The sequence below is a fragment of the Gloeocapsa sp. DLM2.Bin57 genome (assembly GCA_007693955.1).
Classification (GTDB): Bacteria; Cyanobacteriota; Cyanobacteriia; order Cyanobacteriales; family Gloeocapsaceae; genus Gloeocapsa.
Map to the genome: position 1 here is coordinate 1 of RECR01000004.1, position 3687 is coordinate 3687.

Annotated in this window: 3 protein-coding genes; all 3 read right to left on the reverse strand. The window is 37.1% G+C overall.

The window, feature by feature from the left end; translation table 11 throughout:
- Nucleotides 1-255 precede the first annotated feature (255 nt).
- Nucleotides 256-2346 (reverse strand): hypothetical protein, encoded by a 2091-nt coding sequence (locus EA365_00065; GenBank protein ID TVQ49962.1) that lies wholly within the window; start codon nt 2344-2346, stop codon nt 256-258.
- Nucleotides 2343-2999: a hypothetical protein gene (locus EA365_00070; protein TVQ49963.1), complete on the reverse strand. Its 657-nt coding sequence runs from the start codon at nt 2997-2999 to the stop codon at nt 2343-2345. The genes EA365_00065 and EA365_00070 overlap by 4 nt, the downstream gene beginning before the upstream one ends.
- A 46-nt stretch (nt 3000-3045) precedes the next feature.
- Nucleotides 3046-3687 (reverse strand): HNH endonuclease (locus tag EA365_00075; protein ID TVQ49964.1); only part of this gene is annotated, 642 nt, incomplete at its 5' end.

Consider the following 3687-nt stretch of genomic DNA (forward strand, 5'->3'; position numbering starts at 1 on the left):
TGGATCCTAAGTAATTATACTGATATATTTTCACAAATCATTCCGGATCGCTATATAAGTTCTGTATGTGCTTTGACTGCTTGCTTTCTAATATTTAAGTTCTCCGACTTGTCAATCACAATATCTTTGAGGAAGCCACTAACGCGCCTCTCATCAAAATGAGAACAAAAAGACCAAAAATCTACCTCAAAAAAATGAACTTTTGAGATAGATTTAGAGATTTATAATAGGTCGATAAACTAGCGGGAATGTTCATTAGAACAAGAACTCGCTTTTAGGAATTATTATTTCATGTTTTGATGAACCTGACAAGGTTCTCTCTGCGGTTCCAATTAAGATCTGCAACTTGTCCCCAAACTTGCTTTCGATCAATCTGAGTACTGCTGACAGTCCTTCAAGGTATGTATGATCTCCTTCCTCTTTACTAGGACTATCAATTATTAAAAATCTGGTATGCTTGCCAAAATTATGCTCAATATCCAATTGAATAAGGCTGAGATAGAAGGCTATTTTTACCCTTAGCTGTTCACCCTCCACTATTTCATCGAAGGAAACAAAATCATCATCCTGCTTGTACTTTATATCAAGATTTTCGGAGATTTCTATATCCGTAATTGAACTTAATCCAAAAGCCCCGAGTTGTGAGAGCATTAAAGATGAAAATTTTTCCAAAATCTGCTTTCCTATCGAATACCTAGCTGAATTCAACTGATCAACCGCGAAATTCAGTAGTTCAATCTTTTTCTCAAGCTTATTATCAAGTTCATGCTCTGGAGACTTTAAAAGTTGTTGCAACTGAAACTCTACTACGGCTTTTTGGGAGATTAACTTGTATTTTTCTTGCTCCCAGGACATGGCTTTTTGTCTTTCTAAATTGATTATGCCCTCTATTTCATGCAATCTTTTCTTTAAGGAAGAGAGATCTGTAGAATTATCAAGTTCTTCTTCCAGCTTTTTTATTGTATTATTCTCGTCATGGTAGACTTCATTGATCTTTTTGATTCTCAAATCAAGTTCTTTCTCCTCAAGCTCAAGCTTTTCTTGGATCGACTTATTTTCCTCAATTTTATCAAGAAAGGATTCTTGGGTTAAAAGTTCTTCTGTTTTTTCAACTGTCTCATGACATAAATGACATATCATTTCATTGTTGCCTTTCTTTTGCTTAGCCACTTCGTGATCGCAACTTGGACAAAATCTAATATCTAGATTAGAAAAGAAGAATCCGATCTCAATATATTCTTTAAGATCAGCAGTTTTCTTGAAAACTTTTATACATTCTTTTCTGATTCTTTTTCTTGCATGATCTAAGCTTTCTGCCTGGGAGTTAATTTGATATAAATTGCTTTTCTTTATTCTGAGTTGGTCTTGAACGGACAAGATTCTGGCGCTCTCCTGATTTATTTGATTAATAATAAGGTCATACTCTTTATATAACTCTTCTATATTGAGATTGCCTCGTGTCTTTGAGTCAATTTTCTTAAGGCTAGTTTCCAGTTCATCTTTTTCTGATTCGAATTTTACTTTTTGATCCTCCTGGTCACTTTTTTGCTCGTCTTCTAATGAGCTGAGTTTTCCTTTGTCAAACTTCAAGAAATCTCTTCTTACAGTTAATCTATTTATTGGATATGTCAGTTCTAAACCCAAAAGCATTTGGAATATTTTTTTCTCTTGCGCCCCATACATCGTGCTGCTGTCGCGGGACTCTAAAAATATTGACTTAAAATAAGTCTTCCATCGAGCATTTGATTCTAATAAGGAATTATCCTCTTTTCTAGGACTTTTTTGAGTCCACTTTAGCGAATAGTATGAAAATTGGTTGAAGAAAAAATCACCAATGGTTTTTTCATAATTGGAAGCTCCGGATTCATTTATTATCGGCATTGCTGCTAGTGTTTCCACACTAGATAGCGAGTTAATTTTGATTCCATAAACTTTTCCTTTAAGCACTCTAGAAGACATATCAAGGTAAATAGAATAGTCTTTATCGCCAATTTTGATGGTGACAAGAACATGCTTCAACCATTTTCTGATGTCGTGCTTAAGTTTATCGCTGCCAGTCAATGCTAGCTGGATGATTTTAAATATACTGGATTTACCTTTAAAGTTGTCGGCGATCCAAATGTTTATACCAGCATATACCTTTTGAGAATAATAAATAGGTTTGCCGTCCGATTTAGCCCCCTCAAAATGAAGGCTCGTAATGAGTAAACTTCTTCCAGAAGAGAAGGGTGTATCTTTGCTATACCCTTCTTCTATATGCAAAAGCTCATCAACTTCTTTTTTGCTAAATTTGTCGGCAAAACTTTCATAAATATCGGATTTAAACTTTTCAAAATTAAAGCTCATAACAAAGGCTCTCCATAAACTTCTTCGTACTTAATCCTTACTTGTTCTTGTACATCTTTAATGTATGTCTTTAATATTGTCTCCTTGTACTCTTCTATCTCATACTGCATTGCTTTTAACTGGGTTCCCGACAGATCCCCAAAGTACTCTTTAATAAGTTCACATCTTTCGATATACCATTTAAAGGAATTAAAGCCACTAAGTTTGTTCTCAGATTTATCAAGAGCATATTTAGTAATAAAATAAGTTTTTTCTATAGCTTTCATGTCAGTTCTACGTTTACTCCTAAAGTCAATAAATCCTACGCTTTTCAGGAAGCTTATTGTATCATCAATATCTTCATAAGCACCGAAGAAAAATCTTTCCATTTCTAGCTTTTTTAACTCTGGCTCTCTGCTTTTGAAGATGGTCTTCACAATATGCTTGATCTTGCTTTGGTGAGTTTTTTCCTTTTCGGCGAGTATCAAGAGTTCATAAGATAAGTAATCCGGATATCTAAGTAGAAAATCAATTTTTTGAATTCTTGTTTCACCTCTGAAGACTTTTGCGTGTTGTTCGCTTTCGCCGTTAGTAATTTCAGCGCTAAATAAAAGGAGAATTAAAAAAATTCTAAGTCGATCTTTATATCGCCTTATTTGCTCATCTATTTCCATGTTTCTTTTCCACTGGCTCAATGATTTTATTGATAGGAACTCAATATTAATTCTTTCTTACTTCCCACCTCCCTCTATGCCATCTCAACCCCTCCACACTCGGCAAAAATTCTTCTCCCTTTGGTAACTCAATTCGCTCTCCCCTAAACCCCATCATGCCTCGACTTTTCACTGCCGATTCTTCCGTAAACCTATCCGATGGAATCAAAATTCGGTAATCATCATCAATCCCAAACCAGCCGTGGTCAAAAGCCCAGTGATGGTTTTTGCAGAGGGCGATACCGTTGACAAAGCGATCATCCCGAAACTCAGAGAACGGTTGGATGTGTGCCCCATCGACAATATTCAGCCCATCCCAGCTCACCACTCGCATTTTGCAAAACGCACAGCGCTGGTCGTAGAGTTTAACCACATTCCGCCGAAACGCCGCATTCCGCACAAAAATCCGGTCTTCATCCCGTAACTCTTCCACATTGTAGGTCGCACCGCCCGATTCAAACAGCGATTGTTGCACCGCTTCAAACTCGTCGTACTTAAACGATTCCGCAATCTCATTACCCTTTTCAGGGAACCACGCCTGAATCAGGATAGTTGTCAGCTCCATGCGGCTCTGGGGAGTTTGCAGCAGGGCAAACAGTTCCCCATCCAGGTAGGCATACTTCACCGCCGATCGCAGCGCAGGCAGCGT